We start from the raw sequence: 17,931 nt of genomic DNA on the forward strand, positions 1-17,931 counted from the left end.
AAATTTTTTACAAAAAATACAATATTAAAAACTGAAAACTGAAAACTGTCTTTGGAGAATGTCAAATATGATCAAACCTACCCCTTTGGCCGGTGCCATTTTAATGGCAACGACGATATCGGTTCAGGCCGCACCGAGTTCCTATACCCCGATTGCCTCCAATATTGGCTATGGGGATGCCTCCAACCCGAACACCCTTTACAGCCCATTGGCCAACCCGGCCAATAATGCACTGACCGCGGCGGATATGGAAGGGGCTCGTTTCGGTTTGGGCGCCACCGTTCAAATCCAAGCGGAATTCGATGGTTTGGAAGGTTCTAAAGATTTTCTGGATGACAAGATCAAACCCATCTTGGATAAAGGAACTTATACACTTCAAGATGCGACCGACCTTCAAAACCTGACCAATGAATTTTTGACGAAATACAATAAGGGTAATTTCAGCGCCATTACCGGTGTCACCGTACCTCTAGTGGTCAAACACAGCTTTTTAGGTGGCGGCTTATCCTTTGACTATACCCGTCAAGTCGGTGCCAAAGGCTACCTTATCAAACAAAATGACGTCACCGCTTATGATAATGGCGGTAATTTAGCCGTTAGCTCAGGTGATGCCGCTTTAGGTGTCGGCTATAAACAGTTGGATGAGTTTGCCGTCAGTTATGGATTTGATGTACTGAAATCCGACAGCGGTGCACTTTCACTGGGTATCACCGCTCGTTATTTAAGCCTAATGTCCAATACAAAACTGGTGGATTTCAGCGAAATTGCCGACGACAACCTGGGGAACAGCAGCAAAAATACCGAAGATTACATCAAGGACATCGACTCCGGTTCCAGTGACAGTAACTTTACCGCCGACATCGGTCTTAACTGGACCGGTCAGAACTATATGATCGGAGTCGTCGGGATGAACCTGACCTCCCCTAAATTCGATATCAACAACAAATCCGCGGCCGCGACGTCCGCCAGCTTCAGCAACTACATCGATTCTAAATTCGAATTGAAACCACAATATCGTATCGGCGCACAAATCTTCTCCCAAAACCGTAAATGGACGCTGGCCGGGAGCTACGATTTGAACAAAGCCAACGATTTGAATAACGAAGACACCCAATGGTGGACTACCAGTGTCAGCTATGCCACCAATTCCGCCTGGTATATCCCGGATGTCCGTTTGGGGCTACGCGGCAATATGGTCGGCACCGAATACACTTACGGTACGGCCGGTTTAACCTTCGGCTTCCTGACATTGGACGTGGCCTCAACAACGACCGATTTCAGCGGCATTTCGGATAAACAGAAAGATTCCGGTGCCATGGCGTCGGTGGGCGTTGAATTGGACTTCTAAAAAATCGTTCAAGTAAAAAAGTCTGAGCCCCCTCTTCAAGATTCCCTTGAACGAGGGGGTTTTTGTTTATAATGCTCGAAAACGGAGTCAGACATATGTTGAAAAAAACCCTATCCCTTCTGTTAGCGATTCCTTCTGTCGGATTCGCTTCCGGAGCCAAAATCGATTTTTTGAATTTCGACAGCCAAACACAATTTCAGGACTTCGCTAAGGATTTGACCGGCGCTTTGTCGACCAAAACCCTCGAACCGGCCGAACCGCTTGGTTTACCGGGCTTCGACATCGGCATTTCCTATAATATGTCCAATCTGAAAAACGATTCGATGGATCATGTCTCCGACAACGGCGGAAAAAGCATTGACGCGATTACACTTCATGCCGTCAAAGGACTGCCATTTGATTTAAATTTCGGTTTGGATTATTCCCGAGCGCTCAACAGTAATATCGAGGTTTGGGGCGCCAAGCTCAGTTACGCCTTGATTGAAGGCGGCGCTTTGTATCCGGCCGTTAACATCAGTGCGAATTACACCCAAACCACCGGTATCGATGCCTTAACGTTCAATGGTTATGGCGCGGAAGTCGGTGTTTCCAAAGGGTTTGCCAACTTCACCCCTTATGCGTCTTTAGGCATGGTGACGGGAAACGTTAAGGCGCGGGAAGACAACACCGGCGCGGCGGGACCGGATTTGCGAGACGAAACCGTCTCCATGCCGAAAGCCGCTATTGGCGTCAATATTAATCTATTGGTGATGGATGTTTTGGTGGCATTCAACCAAATCGGTGAAGTCTCCACCTATTCATTAAAAGCCGGTTATCGTTTCTAAATGACAATTTCCATTGAATATGACCAGGCCTGGGCGTTTTTAAGATTCAAACAATGAATATAATTAGATAATTAGGATGACTCGGCCTTGGATTTTACCGGACGTTCGTATTCCATCCATTCATCCAATTTTGACCAGACCTGCTCCAGACCTTGTCGTTTCAAAGACGAAAACAGCTGGACCGTGGCATGCGGATACTGATCTTTTAATAATTGTTTGAATTTCAACAGACTGTTCTGTGCCGGGCCTTTTTTCAATTTATCGCTCTTGGTCAGCAATACGTGTACCGGCAATTCCAATGACAAGGTCCAATCCAGCATCGTCAAATCGATTTCGGTCGGTGGCATGCGCGAATCCACCAATAAAATCAAACCTTTCAATGCATGTCGGGTTTCGATGTATTCAGACAGACTCTGTTCCCACGCCCGTTTGGTGTTCACATTCACTTTGGCATAACCGTAACCGGGTAAATCCACTAATTTCCGTTCCTCATCGCACTCAAAAAAATTGATGAGCTGAGTCCGCCCCGGCGTTTTACTGGTTTTCGCCAGGCCTCGCTGCGACGTAATAACATTCAAAGCACTGGATTTACCGGCGTTGGAACGACCGGCAAACGCGACTTCAAAGCCAGTGTCTTCCGGGCAATGGTTAACATTCGGCGCAGAAATTAAATAACTGGCTTGTTGGTAGAGAGGATGCTGCATAAAACTTTGATTATCCGTACTGGTTGGCGTTCATTCTTTATCAATGGTCTCAATCGGTATATACTTTACAATCTTTTGACTAACTGCATACAGAATAATTATTTATTATGGCCGATTTATCAAGTAATTCCAGCCCTTCAAGGACGAAGAACCCCGGGGTTTTCATTCAATTTTTAGGCTCCATGAACCTGGCGGTCACCCTGCTGGTCATGTTAGCCATCGCGTCGGTCATTGGAACGGTTCTGCAACAGAACCAAGCCTTTCAAGACTACATTATCAAATTCGGCCCTTTCTGGACCCAAGTATTCAACCAACTCGGCCTGTTCCATGTCTACGGCGCGGCCTGGTTTATTTTGGTCCTGTTGTTCCTGCTGGTGTCGACCGCCGTTTGCGTCAGCCGTAACGGGCCGAATTTTATCAAGGACATGAAACAATACAGCGAAACGCTGTCGGTCAATGCCTATAAACACCAACCCCATAATCTGACTTATACGCCGGAACAGTTTGACGCTGACACCGCCAAAGCGGTTTTGAAGCAACAGGGTTTCAAAACCAAAATCCACCAACGTGAAGACGGCGTCACCGTTGCAGGCTTGAAAGGCCGATGGAATCGCCTCGGTTATATTTTCACCCACATCTCTATCATCATTATCTGTATCGGTGCCTTATTCGACAGCAACCTGATGCTGAAATACCGAGAATTAACTGGCCAATTAGCGCCTGAAACCCGTTCGGTTCCATTGAGCCAAATCCCACAAAAATCCTGGGTTGGGCCGGAAAACTTCTCGTTCCGAGGCACCGTCAATATTGCCGAAGGTCAAAAATCCGATGTGCTTTTCCTACCGTATGAACGCGGGTTTCTGGTTCAAAAACTGCCCTTCACCCTGGAAGTGAAAGATTTCCGAATCGAATATTACGACACGGGCATGCCGAAATCCTTTGAATCGGATTTGATTCTAACCGCACCGGATTTGGATAAACCGATTGAAAAAACCATTGCTGTGAACCATCCGTTGTTTTATAAGAATTACGCTATCTACCAATCGTCATTCGGTGACGGCGGCAGTCTGCTGAAACTGGAAGTCCACCCTTTATTGGCACCGGAAAACAAACCGCTGATTCTGGATACCGCCGTCGATAAGGTGGAACCTCTGAAAACACCGATCGGCACTTTCCGGGTCGAATTAAACGACTTTAAGATGTTTAATATCGTTCCGGCCACCGAAGAAGAAAAAGCCAAAACCGGCAAGAAAATGCATAACAATGGTCCAAGCATTATTTTCAAAGTCCGTAACGATCAAGGGAAAGCCTGGGAGTATGAAAACTTCATGCAACCAAGCCTGCAGGATGGCCGTTGGTTCTTTATGACCGGCATGCGAACCAGCCAGGCCGAACCTTTCCGTTATCTGTTTATTCCGGCCGATGAAAAACGCAGTAAAGAGCGTTTCTTTAACTTCCTGGCATTGATCAACAATAAAACCCAAACGACTAAAGTGCTGGAAGAAGCCTTCCCAAGGCTGGACAGCATTGATGAACGTACTTATAACTTGCAAATTCGTTTGTTGAATCAATTAATGGTGTTGTTCCGTCAAAAAGGGTTCAACGGCATTAGCCAATTCGTTCAACAAAACGTACCGGAAAAAGACCGCAAAAAAGTTGAAGAGTATTACATCAACCAAACCAGTATCGCTTTGCAAACCTTGTATCTGTCGATTCTGGAAAAGGAAAACGTCAAAGATCTGGCCGATATTTCCGATTTCAACAAACAATGGTTTGAAGACGCCATCACCGTCATCACCAGTTTGCCAAACTACGGGCCGCCGCTGTTTTTCGATTTGAAATCCTTTAAGCAAATCGAATCCACTGGGCTGCAAATCACTAAATCCCCCGGAAAAGATATCGTTTATTTCGGGAGCGCATTACTTATAATTGGGGTATTCTTTTTATTCTACGTTCGACAAAAACGGATTTGGTTGGTCTATTCGGAAACGGATAAAACGCTGACCATCGCCGGAAAAGATACCAAAGAGCTGCCTGAAGTGGCTAAAGAATTTGAACATGTTGTACAGGCGGTACAATCTAAACTACAGGTGAAATCATGAATACTATGAATTCTTCCGTTAATATGGAAATCTCGAAGCGAACGGTTTCAATCAGCGATTGGATATGGGCGATCGTCGTCATTGGCGGAGCCTTTTATGCTTGGCAAATCTTCGGACAACTCATGGATAATTACGAAATCGGCATTTTGATCGGTTCCGCCATTGGTTTGATCGCCTTAGGGCGTTTCTGGCAAAGTATTAAGCCTCTGAGTTACTCGGTCGCGGCTTTGAGTTTACTCGCGGTTTGGACTTACCAAACCCACGGCAATCAAATTGCCATTAACGAACAGGCATTTTTCTTAAAATTCCTGGTGTCCAGTCAATCCGCCATTATGTGGATGAGCGCCTTGTTTGTCTTAGCCACCGTCGCCTATTTCCTGGCCCTGTTCTCCAAATCCGATTATGTCGGCAAGGTGGCGTCCTTCCTGGCTTGGGCCGGTGCCACTTTCGGTCTGGTCGGAATGATGGTTCGCTGGCGCGAATCCTATCTTATCAACCCGGATTACGGCCATATTCCCGTCAGCAGTCTGTATGAAGTCTTCATTCTATTCGCCGTATTGACGACTTTAATCTATCTGTATTACGAACAAAAAATGCGCACACGATCCATGGGTGCTTTCGTTATGTTGATCGTCAGTGCCTCCGTCGCTTTCCTGCTTTGGTATACCTTTGATCGTCAAGCCCACGTGATTCAACCCTTGGTACCCGCCCTGAAAAGCTACTGGATGAAAATCCACGTGCCAGCCAATTTCATTGGTTACGGATCTTTTTCCATCGCCGCCATGGTTGGTTTGGCTTATCTGTTGACCGATAACATCAAACAGAAAAATCCGAATTCATCGTTCATCAAAACCATGCCGAGCTTGGAAAAAATGGACGACCTGATGTACAAAACCATCGCACTGGGCTTCGCTTTCTTCACCATAGCCACCGTTTTGGGTGCCATGTGGGCCGCCGAAGCCTGGGGTGGTTATTGGTCTTGGGACCCGAAAGAAACTTGGGCACTGATTGTTTGGCTGAACTATGCGGCTTGGTTGCACATTCGTATGACGAAAGGTTGGCGCGGTCGTCCGATGGCGTGGTGGGCTTTAGTCGGTTTATTGGTCACCACCTTCGCTTTCCTGGGCGTAAATATGTTCTTGTCGGGTCTGCATTCTTACGGCGAACTGTAAGCGGAGTCTTTTATGACAAAACGATTCATTACTTACACTGTTTTTTTATTTGTTTTAGCATTCCAGTCGGTGCAAGCCAACACCGACATGGGGATTGTTGAGGGCGTTGAATACAAAAAAGTACCCAACCCTCAATCAATTGCACCGCATAAAAAAACAGTGGTGGAAGTCTTTTATTATGGTTGTTCGCATTGCTATCATTTAGAACCCAGCCTTCATAAATGGCTGAAAAACAAACCGAAAGACGTTCATTTCGAACGTATGCCAGCGGTCTTAAATAACCCGAATTGGGTTTTTATGGCGCGGGTTTACTATACGGCGAAATTTCTTGGCATCGAAAAACAATTTCATAATCGTTATTTCGACGCCATCCAACGTGATCGTAAGCCGATTTTCAATGTCGATGCCTTGGCGAAATTTGTTGAACCGATGGGCGTGAAACCGGAAGACTACAAGAAAATGTTCAACAGTTTCCAAGTCAACAGTGCCATTGCCCAAGCCAAACAAAAAACCCAAGATTACGGTATTGACGGTGTGCCAGCGATTATCGTCAACGGTAAATACCTGACCGATGTACCTATGGCCTCTTCTCGTGAAGGGCTATGGAAAGTGGTCAACACACTCGTCAATAAATAATCTACAGCTTTTAGAATGCTCGTAATCGGGCATTCTACCCGCCTCTCTTAGCTGAATTTTGCGCTTCATCCGTTTTTACGTTTATAATCGTTAAAAAACAAGTTATTCAGAAATCACCAGGCCTGGTGATTTTTAACCATTTACAAAGCGGAACACACAATGAAATCCTCCAAACTCTTCGTACAATGTCTTGAAAACGAGCAAGTTGAATACGTATTCGGAATTCCCGGCGAAGAGAATATGGATATGATGGACGCCCTGCTCGATTCCAAAATCCGCTTTATTACTTGCCGTCACGAACAAGGCGCCGCTTTTATGGCCGACGTTTACGGCCGTTTAACCGGCAAGGCGGGCGTTTGTCTTTCCACCCTAGGCCCAGGGGCAACCAATCTGGTGACCGGCGTAGCCGATGCGAATATGGACAATTCACCAGTCGTGGCCATTGCCGGTCAAGCCGCCACCACTCGTTTGCATAAAGAATCGCATCAGGTCGTCGATTTGGTCAATCTATTCAAACCGATTACCAAATACGCCACTCAAGTATTAGAACCGGAAATTCTGCCGGAAGTGGTTCGTAAAGCATTTAAACTCGCTCAAGCCGAAAAACCCGGGGCCGCTTTTATCGACTTTCCAGAAAACGTCAGTGAAATGACCACACCGGAAAAACCTCTCCCGGTTGTGGAAACACGACTCAGTTTGGCAGATCATAAACTCATCGATAAAGTCGCCAAAATTATTCAAAAAGCATCAAAACCTATGATTCTGGTCGGCAACGGTGCCGTTCGTGCCAAAGCCACTTCACAACTAGAAGCCTTTTCCAATCATTACCAAATTCCATTGGTGAATACTTTTATGGCCAAAGGTGCTGTGCCCCACTACAAAAATCCGTTGTCGGTCGGCACCGCCGGATTGCAAAAAGGCGACTATGAAAACGCCGGTTTTGCCGAATCGGATTTGGTGATTTGTGTGGGGTTTGATATGGTCGAATACCATCCTCACCTATGGAATCCGAACCGCGAACACACGATCATTCACATCGACACTTTCCCCGCAGAAGTCGATTACAGCTACATTCCCGATGTGGAATTAATCGGAAACATCGGTCGAAACCTGAAAGCTCTGACCGAAAAATTACCGAAAAAAGAATCGGTTCCAACCCCTTTTCCATTACGCGAATCGATGATTCAGGAAATGAATCGCATGGGCGACAGCGATGCCTGGCCCATGAAGCCGCAAAAAATTATCTGGGATTTGCGGACAGCGATGCATAAAGAAGACATTGCCATTTGCGATGTCGGCGCTCATAAAATGTGGATGGCGCGTTTTTTCCGTTCCGAAGTGCCCAATACCTGCATTATTTCCAATGGGTTTGCCAGCATGGGAATCGCCGTTCCCGGAGCCATTGGAGCTAAACTGGCTTTTCCCGAAAAAGCGATTGTCGCTGTCACCGGTGATGCCGGCTTTATGATGAACGCCCAGGAAATCGAAACCGCACTGCGTTGTGAAACCCCAATAGTGGTCCTGATTTGGAATGATAGCCAATATGGTTTGATTAACTGGAAACAAAACCGTCGTTACGGCCGGCCCGCTTACATTGATTTTAAAAATCCGGATTTCGTCAAATACGCTGAATCCTTTGGTGCCACCGGTGTTCGAATCAACGCGGCCAATGAATTGCTTCCCGCTTTAAAAACCGCCTTAAATAACCATACGGTAACCATCATTGACTGCCCGGTGGATTATTCGGAAAACAGCCGTTTAACAGAACTGCTTGGAAATGTCATTTCGGAAATTGAATCTTGATGGCTGAAAAAAGTTAATAAGATTTTTTACTCATGAAAAATCCAAAAGGAACCTCTATACTAGGGTTTTCCATTCCAGTATTGCGGATATTCTATGATTTACATTAAATGCGATGCCCAAAACCAAATCCAAGACATCACCTTTTCGGAAACCGAAGGTTACATCGAATCGAGTGTGTTTGACCCGCAAGTCAAAGCGTTTTTACAAAATACCCAGAACGAAGAACTCATTAAAGAAGTGCTTAACAAGCTCGATTTGGATATGGTTCGTGTCATTGAAGATATGGTTGATTTGATGATTGAAAAACGCTTGATTCTGTTCACGGATCTGCCGCAACCGGTTCAGAATAAACTCTTGTTCAAACGCTCTTTACGAGAATCCTTGAACCCGGAAATCAGTCTGATCGACGATGAAGAAACCCTGAATTTCTAAACCATGAAATTTTGGCGTTTTCAATCCAGATATGTTGTCACCTTTTCAACCGGTTTACGACCGGATTCCCCGACACAAGCCGGTTTACCCATGTACAAAGCCCCAATCAACTCCACCTGATTAGAATCGATTTGTAAGGCATTAAAGGTCCTTTTATCCTGAATAACCGGCCCGGTACTCCACTGCACACCCAGGCCTAATTCCCAAGCCGCCAACTGAAAATTTTGAATGGCGCAGCTACAGGCGGCGTAATCCTCTTTGCACATAACCGGATCGGCGTTTAAAACCTGCCCTACCAAAACAATTTTGGGAATGGCTTGAAATTTAAAAACCGCTTTATCATAAATTTCGTTAAAGGCATCGGTTTTTGGATCGGCTCGCTTCTTCGCACGGCTATCCGCATAGATATGCGCCAAAGTCGCTTGCATGTCGGATCCCAGTACCAAAAGCGCCAGGGTTCCGTAACTTTATGATTGGGTGCCCAAATAGCGGCTTCCAGGCACTGATCAATCCATTCCGCTTTGACTGGAGCTGAAGTGAACTGATAAACACTGCGACGTGATTTAATTGTCTGTAAGATTGACATAGAATAACTCATGAATAACTACGGTATTTAAACTTGGATAAACTGTAACAAATTGTGAATAAAATCTTGAGTAAAGTTTATTCAAGCGGTTATCCACAATTCTTTCACATCTCATACAGTAAAAAATAGTCCAATTCTTATTAGGGTTATAAACAGGCTAACAAATTGAATTCAAAATCAAAATACAACTTATCCTTGTTATTGGGCCTCACTAAGAGAAATAAAAAGAACAAAACAAAATAAAGAATACATAAATATATACTTAAGTGTGAATAATCAGAATGACATTAAACGAACTGAAATATTTAGTGGAATTGGCAAAAGAAAAACATTTTCGAAAAGCATCGGAAAATTGTTTCGTCAGTCAGCCAACCCTAAGTATCGCCATTAAAAAACTTGAAGACGAACTGAATGTAAATTTGTTTGAAAGACGCAAAAACGATGTCTTAATCACGCCAATTGGCCAACAAGTGGTCGATTTGGCAGAAGAAATCATTCAAAAAACCAAAACCATCAAGCAAATTACCCAAGATGAACAGTCTCAAACCACTGAATTAAAGTTAGGTGTGATTTATACCATTGGGCCTTACCTGTTACCTTACCTGATTTCTGAATTTCATCAGAAAGCGCAAAACATTCGTTTATCCATTGAAGAAAATTACACTCATGAGCTGGCTAAAAAATTGCACAGTGGTGAATTGGACATTATTATTGTCTCCTTGCCCTTTTCGGAACCGAATACCGAAGTGTTTCCACTTTACGAAGAAAATTTTGTAGTGGCCATGCCGAAAGATCATCCATTGGCTGAAAGGGACGAAATTGCTTTAGAAGAAGTGCATAACGAAACCGTTTTACTCTTGGGGGCCGGTCATTGTTTTCGCGATCAAGTGATAGAAGCCTACCCGAGTTTGATGCATTTGAATTATCAAAGTAATCCATTACAAAAAACACTTGAAGGCAGCTCATTGGAAACCATTCGTTATATGGTGGCTTCAGGAGCTGGTATTACCGTGTTACCCTGTACCGCCTGTCAAAATCAGGACGATTTGCTGGTGTACAAGCCGCTTAAAACACCTATTGCAAAACGGGAAGTGGTCATGGCCTGGCGAAAAAGCTTTCCAAGACATAAAGTGTTACAAACCTTTAAAGAAACCTTCGATGGTATTAAGTTACCCTGTACTCTTAAACCGGATTTAAAAGAAGAATAAGTACTGTGATTCGATTAAAAAACGCCCTATTTGCTGTCTGTTTAAGTTTGATGACGATTACAATCCAAGCCGATGACGATATTCTCAAAGATTATGAATTTCCGACTCAACCGGCCATGAACACACAAGACCCTTATGAAGACTATAACCGGGCGGTTTATCAGTTTAATATGGCGTTTAACGATGCTATTGGAGAACCCGTCGCAGGCGCTTATAACCGTTATGTTCCGAGCCCTGCGCGAACCGGTATCGGGAACTTTTTCCGGAATTTAAAAGAACCTTTGAATACCGTTAATGCGTTTTTTCAGGGAAATGTTGAAGCCGGGTTAACCAGTTTTATGCGGTTAGCGATCAATACCACTTTCGGGTTATTTGGGATATTGGACATCGCCACGCCAGCCGGCTTGACTTACGAAAAAGAAGATTTAGGACAAACCCTTTATAAATGGGGCGTGTGGTCGGAAGCCTCTTTTTTCATGGTACCGATTCTCGGGCCTTATACCACGCGGGAATTGGTCGGTGGCAGTATTGATGCGGTTTATAACCCCACTTATCCGTATTTGATCGAAACCGACGATGTCGGTCGTATTATGCTCTTTCTGGGCGAGAAATTTGTCGATTACACGCAAGTCATTACTCTGATGGGTGAAATCCGTTCACAACCCGATCCATATATTTTCATGCGTGAAAGTTATATGCAATATCGTATGAATCTCATTTATAACGGTAATCCGCCAACCCCGGATCTGGACGATTTCAATTTCGAATAAATATAGGAGAGCTTTGCATGAGATGGATACACGGCTAAAAATGGCTAAAATTTTCCTGAATGTCGTTGAAAAACTCGTTAATAGCCAGCTATTAGCTTCGTTTTCCGCCTAATTCAGAAGAATTTTATTTCATTTTTTCCTCGTGCCCCACTCGTGCAAAGCTCTCATATTCTTTTAAGAGCCGTAAATTACTCTCTAATCGATTTAATAAAAAAATATATGGTAGGGGGAGTGAAAATCAATTTAAAGCTTCTTGAGGACATTCAGAAGCTTTATCGTTAAATGATATTAATGGTAATTTAGTGTTTGAATTCAATCGATACGATTTTGGGTTTTATCGACTTGTTTGATTTTGATGTGTAAGGCCGCTTTAGCCATTAAGTGCGCGCTGACCGGCGCGGTGATGAACAAAAAGAAGGTCACTAGGATTTCGTGCAGACTGACGCCGTCCTTATCCAGACTGAAGTATAGAACAGAGGCCAATAAAATGGCGCCAACCCCCAAAGTGGTGGCTTTGGTCGGCCCGTGCAGACGCATGAAGAAATCTGGCAGTTTAAAGAGCCCGATGGAGCCCACCAGTGTGAAGAAAGCGCCAATGAGAATCAGCGCGGCTAAAAGATATTCCAACATGATGCTCACCTTATTCCATGATGTCGCCGCGGAGCAGGTATTTGCTTAAGGCGACGGTACCGACAAATCCCATCACCGCAATCAATAACGCCGCTTCAAAATACAGTGGACTGCCCAAGTACAATCCAAACAGAATCAATAAGGCGATGGAATTGATGTACAGCGTGTCCAACGCCAGAATGCGATCGGGAATGTCCGGTCCTTTCAATAATCGGTAAAAACTCAACACCAACGCCAGACTCACCATGACGAAAGCGATTTCCAAAACGGTTTCTAACATGACTCAAAAATCTCCATTAGCGGCTGCTCATAGCGTTGTTTGATTTCCTGAATGGTTTCGGCCGGGTCTTCGACATGCAACGCGTGTACCAGCAATTGCTTGCGGTCTTCCGACAAATCACAGGAAACGGTGCCCGGCGTCAGGGAAATGGTATTGGCCAGAAAACTGATACCAAGCGGATGTTGGATGTCCAGATCAATGGTAATGAAACCCGGTTTTAAATGGTCTTTCGGCCCTAAAATCAACTTGGCGACCGCTACATTCGCCACCAAAATGTCCCATAGCACTATGCCGAAAAAGCGTAATTGGGTCCACGGACGGCTCAAACAGACTTTTTCCTGCCAGAAAACCGCTGTAATCATCGGAATAACTAAGGCTAACACTAGGCCGAGCACCATGTGTCCGGCGCTGAAATTATTGTTCAATAATAACCAGATCAGCCATAAAAACAGGCTCAATACCGGATGGGGCAATAATGTCTTCAATCGCATCACGTATCCTTTTTATCCTGTCACCGCAGGGGTGTTGAGCACCGTTTCGATATACAGTATGGGCTGCTGCAACTGCTGGGCAATTGAGTCAGTCAGTGCCGTTACCGGTGTGGCGAAAATCACCAGCAACGGGCTGACGGCCAATAAGAATGCAACCGCGACATAAGCGTTACGGTTACAGCGTTCACCGTTCGATTCGACGTGCGGTTGAGTGTGATAGAACAGCAGGGAACCGGAACGCGCCAAAGCGATGATCATCAACAAACCGGAAATCAATACTGTCGCCAGAATCCACCCGAACCAATCCGATGACAATGCGGCCGACAGAATCAAGACTTTTCCGAAGAAACCGGATAACGGCGGCACGCCGGTCATGGCGATGGCCACGAACATGAAAGTACCACCCAGCAAGACCGCACGGTGCATCACCGGGCCGGAATCGAAACGGTCATCGAAATGGCCACGTCCGCGGGCAATCATATCCGCCAGCAAGAAGAAACCACCGGCCATCAGTGTGGAATGAATCAGATAATACAAAGTGGCGGAAAGGCCGGCTTCGGTGTTTAAACCGATCCCGATTAATAATGTGGCCACCGAGGTCAATACCAAATAAGCCACTTGTTCGCGCAACCCACGGGAGGCCATGACGCCTAAAGCAGCGAGTAGCATGGTGACCAACCCGAAGCCCAGTATCCAAGGGATGTAATAGAAAGCCAGATCCTGTGCGGTTTCCCCGAAAACGGTGCCGTGCACGCGGATAATCGCATAAAGTCCCACTTTGGTCATAATCGCAAAGAGGGCGGCGACTGGTGCTGAAGCATTGGCGTAAGCCTGTGGCAACCACAGATACAGTGGGAAAATCGCCGCTTTGATGCCGAAAACCAACAATAGCAATAAACCGGCGGCGGCGATTACGGCGTGCTCGCTTTCCGGCAATTGCGACACTTTCACCGCCATATCGGCAATGTTCAAAGTGCCGAGAATGCCGTAAAGCGCGCCGACCGCGAACAGGAATAGGGTGGAACCGATCAGATTGATGACCACATATTGCAACCCGGCTTTGGTGCGGAGACGGCCGCTGCCGTGCAACATCAATCCATAGGAAGCTAATAGCAGGACTTCAAAGAAGACGAACAGGTTGAAGACGTCACCGGTCATGAAAGCGCCGTTCAGACCGAATAATTGGATTTGGAACAACACATGGAAATGTGACCCTTTGGCATCGATGCCGGTGCTCATAGCATACCAAAGCGCGCCGATAGCGAGAATCGACGTCATCAACACCATCAGGGCGGACAATTGATCCAGCACCAGTACGATACCATAAGGTGCCACCCAGTTCCCGAGCGCATAGACCTGAGGTGAGTTGTCCATGGCGGTTTGCAACAACAAAACCGCAATAAACACCAGGCCTGACGTCAACAGGAAGCTTAAAGCGCGTTGTAATTTGAGGCCGCCGAAACGTGCCAATAAAAGCAGCACGCCGCCAATCAATGGCAACAGCAAAGGATAAATCGTTAAAGGCATCATGGTGTTCCGTCCTCCTGATGATGAGAAGCGGAACCGTTTTTATGCAGTTTCGGTGGCACGGTATTTTCCAGAGAATCTTCATCCGGTGCCAAATGCAGACCGTCGACATGGTCGTTGCCCAATTCGGCGCGGGCTTTGAGGGATAAAACAATCAAAAAGGCAGTCATCCCGAAGGCGATGACGATGGCGGTCAGAACCAATGCTTGCGGTAACGGGTCGGTATAACCGCCTTGTTCCGGGTCAATAACGGCCGGTAAACCGATGGTCAAACGGCCCATGGTGAACAGGAAGACATTCACCGCATAAGACAGCAAAGTGATGCCCAATACCACCGGAAAGGTCCGGGCACGGAGGGTCAAAAAGACGCCGCTGGCGGTCAAAACACCAATAACCAAAGCCACAAGAATTTCCATTATTTCACCTCCTGACAGACGGGATTCGCCGTTGGATCATTCGGATGATGCGAGGCGTAACTGAGTTTACCGAGTTGCACCAGGCTCATGACCGTCGCACCGACGACGACCAGGAAAACCCCTAGGTCAAACGCAATGGCACTGGCCACTTCGAATTCGCCAACCACCGGCCAATGCAGATGGGTGAAGGCCGATGTCAGGAACGGATAACCCAGTCCCATCGCCACCAATCCAGTGGAAATGGCAATCAACAGCCCGACACCGATGGACCAATGCATGTCAACCTTGATGCGCTGGCTGGTCCATTGAATGCCGTTGGCCAGGTATTGGACAATCAGCGCCACCGACGCGATTAAACCGGCGATAAAGCCGCCACCTGGTAAGTTATGACCGCGCAGGAAGATAAACACCGCCACCAGCAACATCAGCGGCAAGAGCAATCGGGTCAGGGTTTGCATGATTAATGGATGCTTGTCGGTGTTCCACAAACGGCCCTCGATATCGTTTTTCGGAGCCGGCAGTTTCATGCCTTCCAGCATGGCAAAAACGCCCAGGCCTGCCAGTGCCAATACCACGATTTCACCCAAGGTATCGAAGCCACGGAAATCCACTAGTATGACGTTGACCACATTGGTGCCGCCACCGCCCGGAACACTGTTGGCGAGGAAATATTCGGCGATGGTGCTGTAATCGCGTGTCAATACAGACAAGGTGAAAAGGGTGACACCGATGCCGGTGAAAGCCGCCAGTAAACCGTCACGCCATAAGCGCCCTCGGCTGGCTTGTCTTGGAGTGTATTGCGGTAGGAAATACAACGCCAGTAATAACAGAACGATGGTCACCACTTCCACCGATAATTGGGTCAACGCCAAATCCGGCGCAGAGAATTTCACAAAGCCGAGTGAAATCACCAAACCGATGACGCCGATGACAATCAGAGTCAAGAGTCGCTGACGGTGCCAGACCATGGTCAGAAGACTGATAACCATCAATCCGAGCGCGACGACCAAGGTCACGCCGTCCAACGGCAGTAAGGCACGGTCGCCGAACAAAGCGCCGGGATAGGCTAAGAAGCCATAGGCACCAATCACCAGTGAGGCTCCGATAATCCAGGCCGAAGCGTTTTGTAATGAGCCTTTGTCGAAGCTTCGGGAAACGCGAATCGAGGCATTAAATAATTTCTGTAACCAGAAGTTAAAGTACCGTTTGGCATTGATTCGGCGGAAATAGCGTTTGTAGAAAGCGAAGAAACGCTCGCGACGGAAATACACCAACACCCCGACGGCCATGGCGATAAAGCTCATCATTAATGGGTAATTAAAGCCGTGCCAAATGGCCAGACTGTAAGCCGGTGCCGCTGTTTGCAAAGTGCCCATTACCGCCACCTGTAGAATCGGAGCGACGGTGTAGGCAGGGAAAATCCCGACGGCCAAGCAAACAATAACCAAAATATCGACCGGAATTTTCATAAAACGCGGCGGTTCGTGCGGTGTTTTGGTCAAACCAATCGGTTCGCCGTTAAAGAACACATCGTGGATGAAGCGAATCGAATAAGCCACTGAAAAAATCCCGCCGATGGTGACCAGCACCGGAATCATCCAAGCCATGGAGTCGGCATTCGACATTTCCACGGCCTGTTGGAAAAACATTTCCTTACTGAGGAACCCATTCATCAGCGGCACACCCGCCATGGCGGCCGAGGCGATTATCGCCAACGCGGCGGTGTGCGGCATGTATTTAATCAGACCGTTGAGTTTACGCATGTCGCGTGTGCCGGTTTCATGGTCAATGATACCCGCCACCATAAACAATGAAGCTTTAAAGGTAGCGTGGTTGATGATGTGGAAAATCGCGGCCACGGCCGCCAGTTGGGTACCGAAGCCGAATAATAATGTAATTAGGCCCAAGTGGCTGATGGTAGAATAAGCCAACAGGCCTTTTAAATCGTTTTTGAACAGGGCGGTGTAACCGCCGAGCAGAAAGGTGATTAAACCGGCCCCGCCGACCAACCAAGACCATTCTGGTGTGCCCGACAAAACGGGAAAGAACCGCGCTAACAGGAAAATGCCGGCTTTAACCATGGTGGCAGAATGCAGATACGCCGATACTGGCGTTGGGGCGGCCATAGCGTTCGGTAACCAGAAATGGAACGGGAATTGGGCCGATTTGGTGAAAACACCTAATAGAATCAATATCAGAATGGGTAAATATAACGGACTGTTGCGAATTTGATCGCCGGCCAGCAAGACGTCCGATAACTGATAACTGCCCACCACATGACCTAATAGTAAGACGCCCCCCAGCAAGGCCAAACCGCCGCCGCCGGTGATGGCTAAGGACATGCGTGCGCCTTGACGGGCGTCTTTACGTTGTTGCCAATAACTGATTAGCAGGAAAGAGGTGATGGACGTCAATTCCCAGAACACCACCATTTGAATCAGGTTTTCCGACAGCACAATCCCGAGCATGGAACCCATGAACATCAGCAGATAGGAGAAGAAACGCCCCATGCAGTCTTTAGCGGCCAGGTAATAACGGGCATAGAAAATAACCAGTAATCCGATAATCAGAATCAGCAGGGCAAACAGTAAGGCGAGGCCGTCCAGACGGAAAGCGAAGTGCAGTCCGATGGAATGAATCCAAGGCCAACTTTGAATCAAGGTTTCACCTTGGAACGGCAAGGAAGCCGACGGCATCAGAAACGCCAATGAAAGGATGGCAACACCGCCGCTGGTCCAAGCCGCGGCCAGACGGTTCAGCTTGGAAGCCCACGCCGCCAAAATGGCGCCGAAAAAGGGAAGAAGCACCACGATGGGAAGATTAAAGGCCAATAGATTCATAATAATCAGATTCACTATAAAAGCAGTTTATAACCTGAAAAGGTTACCATAAAGTGCCAGCGAGTCAATGTTTTAGCGGTTTTTCTGCCAATTTTAATCCTGTTACCAGAAAAAATTTTCAATGGGGTTCTGTAAGTTGGTTTACTTTGCCGAAAATTCGGA

At 46.7% G+C, this 17,931-nt stretch carries 17 protein-coding genes and 1 pseudogene; 9 read left to right on the forward strand and 9 right to left on the reverse strand.

All coding sequences use genetic code 11. From position 1 onward, the window contains the following. The first annotated feature begins 67 nt into the window (after positions 1 to 67). Positions 68 to 1,348 carry a conjugal transfer protein TraF gene (gene traF, locus AC0KH7_RS12050; protein ID WP_472373708.1) on the forward strand — a complete coding sequence of 427 codons (1,281 nt, stop codon included), beginning with the start codon at positions 68 to 70 and terminating at the stop codon, positions 1,346 to 1,348. 95 nt (positions 1,349 to 1,443) lie between these two features. After that, positions 1,444 to 2,172 carry a hypothetical protein gene (locus AC0KH7_RS12055; RefSeq protein WP_472373709.1) on the forward strand — a complete coding sequence of 243 codons (729 nt, stop codon included), beginning with the start codon at positions 1,444 to 1,446 and terminating at the stop codon, positions 2,170 to 2,172. Positions 2,173 to 2,243: 71 nt separating this feature from the next. On the opposite strand, the gene yihA is transcribed toward AC0KH7_RS12055, so the two are convergent. Further along, complete coding sequence (gene yihA / locus AC0KH7_RS12060) at positions 2,244 to 2,876, reverse strand: ribosome biogenesis GTP-binding protein YihA/YsxC (RefSeq protein ID WP_472373710.1); 633 nt, start codon at positions 2,874 to 2,876, stop codon at positions 2,244 to 2,246. Between the two features lie 107 nt (positions 2,877 to 2,983). Here yihA and AC0KH7_RS12065 point away from each other — a divergent pair, with 107 nt between their 5' ends. The 5 genes from AC0KH7_RS12065 (at position 2,984) to AC0KH7_RS12085 (ending at position 9,021) form a co-directional block, all read left to right on the forward strand. Further along, the gene (locus tag AC0KH7_RS12065; RefSeq protein ID WP_472373711.1) at positions 2,984 to 4,978 is read left to right on the forward strand and encodes a cytochrome c biogenesis protein ResB; all 1,995 of its coding nucleotides are present in this window, start codon (positions 2,984 to 2,986) and stop codon (positions 4,976 to 4,978) included. Continuing rightward, entirely contained in the window at positions 4,975 to 6,150 is a 1,176-nt protein-coding gene (gene ccsB, locus AC0KH7_RS12070; RefSeq protein WP_472373712.1) for a c-type cytochrome biogenesis protein CcsB, read from the forward strand. The genes AC0KH7_RS12065 and ccsB overlap by 4 nt, the downstream gene beginning before the upstream one ends. A 12-nt stretch (positions 6,151 to 6,162) precedes the next feature. Next, on the forward strand, positions 6,163 to 6,786 hold the full coding sequence (locus tag AC0KH7_RS12075; RefSeq protein WP_472373713.1) for a thiol:disulfide interchange protein DsbA/DsbL: 624 nt from the start codon (positions 6,163 to 6,165) through the stop codon (positions 6,784 to 6,786). A 159-nt stretch (positions 6,787 to 6,945) separates the two neighbouring features. Continuing rightward, positions 6,946 to 8,589, forward strand: a complete 1,644-nt coding sequence (locus AC0KH7_RS12080; protein WP_472373714.1) for an acetolactate synthase large subunit — start codon at positions 6,946 to 6,948, stop codon at positions 8,587 to 8,589. Between the two features lie 93 nt (positions 8,590 to 8,682). Next, on the forward strand, positions 8,683 to 9,021 hold the full coding sequence (locus tag AC0KH7_RS12085) for a hypothetical protein (RefSeq protein WP_029939295.1): 339 nt from the start codon (positions 8,683 to 8,685) through the stop codon (positions 9,019 to 9,021). A gap of 20 nt (positions 9,022 to 9,041) precedes the next feature. On the opposite strand, the gene AC0KH7_RS12090 is transcribed toward AC0KH7_RS12085, so the two are convergent. Beyond that, positions 9,042 to 9,449 carry a nitroreductase family protein gene (locus tag AC0KH7_RS12090; protein ID WP_472373715.1) on the reverse strand — a complete coding sequence of 136 codons (408 nt, stop codon included), beginning with the start codon at positions 9,447 to 9,449 and terminating at the stop codon, positions 9,042 to 9,044. A gap of 71 nt (positions 9,450 to 9,520) precedes the next feature. After that, positions 9,521 to 9,619: pseudogene (locus AC0KH7_RS12095) on the reverse strand (hypothetical protein); the annotation flags it as partial. A 269-nt stretch (positions 9,620 to 9,888) separates the two neighbouring features. On the opposite strand from AC0KH7_RS12095, the gene AC0KH7_RS12100 reads away from it, so the two are divergent. Next, positions 9,889 to 10,815, forward strand: coding sequence for a hydrogen peroxide-inducible genes activator (locus AC0KH7_RS12100; protein WP_472373716.1), 927 nt, complete (start codon positions 9,889 to 9,891; stop codon positions 10,813 to 10,815). Between the two features lie 50 nt (positions 10,816 to 10,865). Next, positions 10,866 to 11,585, forward strand: a complete 720-nt coding sequence (locus AC0KH7_RS12105; protein WP_472373717.1) for an MlaA family lipoprotein — start codon at positions 10,866 to 10,868, stop codon at positions 11,583 to 11,585. Between the two features lie 312 nt (positions 11,586 to 11,897). Here AC0KH7_RS12105 and AC0KH7_RS12110 read toward each other — a convergent pair whose 3' ends face one another. The 6 genes from AC0KH7_RS12110 to AC0KH7_RS12135 are packed head-to-tail and all read right to left on the reverse strand — an operon-like array spanning position 11,898 to position 17,769. Next, positions 11,898 to 12,215, reverse strand: coding sequence for a Na+/H+ antiporter subunit G (locus AC0KH7_RS12110; RefSeq protein WP_472373718.1), 318 nt, complete (start codon positions 12,213 to 12,215; stop codon positions 11,898 to 11,900). Between the two features lie 10 nt (positions 12,216 to 12,225). Further along, a complete protein-coding gene (locus AC0KH7_RS12115; protein WP_029939302.1) occupies positions 12,226 to 12,495 on the reverse strand; it encodes a K+/H+ antiporter subunit F in 270 nt (89 codons plus the stop codon). After that, on the reverse strand, positions 12,489 to 12,986 hold the full coding sequence (locus AC0KH7_RS12120; protein WP_472373719.1) for a Na+/H+ antiporter subunit E: 498 nt from the start codon (positions 12,984 to 12,986) through the stop codon (positions 12,489 to 12,491). The genes AC0KH7_RS12115 and AC0KH7_RS12120 overlap by 7 nt, the downstream gene beginning before the upstream one ends. 12 nt (positions 12,987 to 12,998) lie before the next feature. Further along, the gene (locus tag AC0KH7_RS12125) at positions 12,999 to 14,516 is read right to left on the reverse strand and encodes a monovalent cation/H+ antiporter subunit D (RefSeq protein WP_472373720.1); all 1,518 of its coding nucleotides are present in this window, start codon (positions 14,514 to 14,516) and stop codon (positions 12,999 to 13,001) included. Then, on the reverse strand, positions 14,513 to 14,929 hold the full coding sequence (locus AC0KH7_RS12130; RefSeq protein ID WP_472373721.1) for a Na+/H+ antiporter subunit C: 417 nt from the start codon (positions 14,927 to 14,929) through the stop codon (positions 14,513 to 14,515). The genes AC0KH7_RS12125 and AC0KH7_RS12130 overlap by 4 nt, the downstream gene beginning before the upstream one ends. Then, positions 14,929 to 17,769, reverse strand: a complete 2,841-nt coding sequence (locus AC0KH7_RS12135) for a monovalent cation/H+ antiporter subunit A (RefSeq protein ID WP_472373722.1) — start codon at positions 17,767 to 17,769, stop codon at positions 14,929 to 14,931. The genes AC0KH7_RS12130 and AC0KH7_RS12135 overlap by 1 nt, the downstream gene beginning before the upstream one ends. Positions 17,770 to 17,931: the final 162 nt, after the last annotated feature.

Source organism: Hydrogenovibrio sp. (genome assembly GCF_965140365.1).
GTDB lineage: Bacteria > Pseudomonadota > Gammaproteobacteria > Thiomicrospirales > Thiomicrospiraceae > Hydrogenovibrio.

Excerpts from the sequence above, each read along its gene's own strand:
- traF (WP_472373708.1), top strand. The coding sequence starts at position 68 with ATGATCAAACCTACCCCTTTGGCCGGTGCCATTTTAATGGCAACGACG.
- AC0KH7_RS12055 (WP_472373709.1), top strand. The coding sequence starts at position 1,444 with ATGTTGAAAAAAACCCTATCCCTTCTGTTAGCGATTCCTTCTGTCGGA.
- yihA (WP_472373710.1), bottom strand. The coding sequence starts at position 2,876 with ATGCAGCATCCTCTCTACCAACAAGCCAGTTATTTAATTTCTGCGCCG.
- AC0KH7_RS12065 (WP_472373711.1), top strand. The coding sequence starts at position 2,984 with ATGGCCGATTTATCAAGTAATTCCAGCCCTTCAAGGACGAAGAACCCC.
- ccsB (WP_472373712.1), top strand. The coding sequence starts at position 4,975 with ATGAATACTATGAATTCTTCCGTTAATATGGAAATCTCGAAGCGAACG.
- AC0KH7_RS12075 (WP_472373713.1), top strand. The coding sequence starts at position 6,163 with ATGACAAAACGATTCATTACTTACACTGTTTTTTTATTTGTTTTAGCA.
- AC0KH7_RS12080 (WP_472373714.1), top strand. The coding sequence starts at position 6,946 with ATGAAATCCTCCAAACTCTTCGTACAATGTCTTGAAAACGAGCAAGTT.
- AC0KH7_RS12085 (WP_029939295.1), top strand. The coding sequence starts at position 8,683 with ATGATTTACATTAAATGCGATGCCCAAAACCAAATCCAAGACATCACC.
- AC0KH7_RS12090 (WP_472373715.1), bottom strand. The coding sequence starts at position 9,449 with ATGCAAGCGACTTTGGCGCATATCTATGCGGATAGCCGTGCGAAGAAG.
- AC0KH7_RS12100 (WP_472373716.1), top strand. The coding sequence starts at position 9,889 with ATGACATTAAACGAACTGAAATATTTAGTGGAATTGGCAAAAGAAAAA.
- AC0KH7_RS12105 (WP_472373717.1), top strand. The coding sequence starts at position 10,866 with ATGACGATTACAATCCAAGCCGATGACGATATTCTCAAAGATTATGAA.
- AC0KH7_RS12110 (WP_472373718.1), bottom strand. The coding sequence starts at position 12,215 with ATGTTGGAATATCTTTTAGCCGCGCTGATTCTCATTGGCGCTTTCTTC.
- AC0KH7_RS12115 (WP_029939302.1), bottom strand. The coding sequence starts at position 12,495 with ATGTTAGAAACCGTTTTGGAAATCGCTTTCGTCATGGTGAGTCTGGCG.
- AC0KH7_RS12120 (WP_472373719.1), bottom strand. The coding sequence starts at position 12,986 with ATGCGATTGAAGACATTATTGCCCCATCCGGTATTGAGCCTGTTTTTA.
- AC0KH7_RS12125 (WP_472373720.1), bottom strand. The coding sequence starts at position 14,516 with ATGATGCCTTTAACGATTTATCCTTTGCTGTTGCCATTGATTGGCGGC.
- AC0KH7_RS12130 (WP_472373721.1), bottom strand. The coding sequence starts at position 14,929 with ATGGAAATTCTTGTGGCTTTGGTTATTGGTGTTTTGACCGCCAGCGGC.
- AC0KH7_RS12135 (WP_472373722.1), bottom strand. The coding sequence starts at position 17,769 with ATGAATCTATTGGCCTTTAATCTTCCCATCGTGGTGCTTCTTCCCTTT.